General features: G+C 42.3%; 2 protein-coding genes. Both read right to left on the bottom strand.

From position 1 onward, the window contains the following. Positions 1–369 precede the first annotated feature (369 nt). Positions 370–720: a hypothetical protein gene (locus R8O11_RS25580; RefSeq protein ID WP_276443554.1), complete on the bottom strand. Its 351-nt coding sequence runs from the start codon at positions 718–720 to the stop codon at positions 370–372. Then, positions 713–910 carry a hypothetical protein gene (locus tag R8O11_RS25585; RefSeq protein ID WP_169608343.1) on the bottom strand — a complete coding sequence of 66 codons (198 nt, stop codon included), beginning with the start codon at positions 908–910 and terminating at the stop codon, positions 713–715. The genes R8O11_RS25580 and R8O11_RS25585 overlap by 8 nt, the downstream gene beginning before the upstream one ends. Positions 911–977 lie beyond the last annotated feature (67 nt).

A 977-nucleotide genomic window follows, 5' to 3' on the forward strand; every position in this document is an offset into this window, starting at 1 on the left:
ATAGCCTATGGGAACACTGTATGTTACCCACTCACGAATAGATACATTTAAGCCCCAATAGGGGCTTTTTGTTTTAAGGAAAGAAGAAAATCAGTAGGTTTGGAGTGAAGACTTTCACCCCGTATTACTATACGGGGATGACGCTGCACCTCCTATTTCCTCCTCCTCAGTCATCGTCGTCGTCAGTCGTCGTTTGCAGCTAACAACCAGATAGATATGTAAAAAGACGTATTTATACATATTTGTGAAGCTGACGCGCGGATTTGAATTAGGTAACAAAAATCAAGAATGTTTCCGCTTGTCGGCTCAATTGAGAAACAAAAAAAGGGAGCACAAGGCTCCCAAATTTTTATTTCCCAACAGAGCTATTTATAAGACCTGATCTAACAGAAAAAGAGCGTGGCGCAGTTGCCCCTCAGAGTAGGTAGCTCCATCAGGTGTAACAATATGACCAGACTTAAATGCCCACTTAGAAAACCCCGTAACATCAGGAAGATAGCGCCCAGACTCAAGAGCCCAAAGCCTACGAATGGTAGGGGGGATTTCCTCACCGTCATCCCATCGATGGATTTGATCCAAATCGACACAAGCTATTTCAGCAGCTCGACCCTCACTTAATGCTAAGTGTTGAAATCTAAAGATAAAGTTAGGATGTATTCGACTACTCCTAGAAATTGGAGCAAAGAATTTAACAGCGTTCTCCCAATCAGTACTACGCATAACATTCCTCCAAAGCTTGAATAGCCTTTTCGGAGATGGACTGATATACGGCGTAACTTTGAAAGTTGTACCAAGATTCAAAAGTGGCGAGAAATAAAACGCGGTCGACTGGATTTAAATCAGTTGATGCAATTAATTGCGACAGACGGTTGTAAAACACGTCCTTTTCAATAGGATGTGAGTTAGTCATGATTAGCCCCTTGTAAGCTAGTTATGATTAGCCATGCATTCAGATTGCACTCTGAGTGCATGGCGTT

The sequence above is a fragment of the Vibrio sp. 1288 genome (assembly GCF_033344475.1).

Excerpts from the sequence above, each read along its gene's own strand:
- R8O11_RS25580 (WP_276443554.1), bottom strand. The coding sequence starts at position 720 with ATGCGTAGTACTGATTGGGAGAACGCTGTTAAATTCTTTGCTCCAATT.
- R8O11_RS25585 (WP_169608343.1), bottom strand. The coding sequence starts at position 910 with ATGACTAACTCACATCCTATTGAAAAGGACGTGTTTTACAACCGTCTG.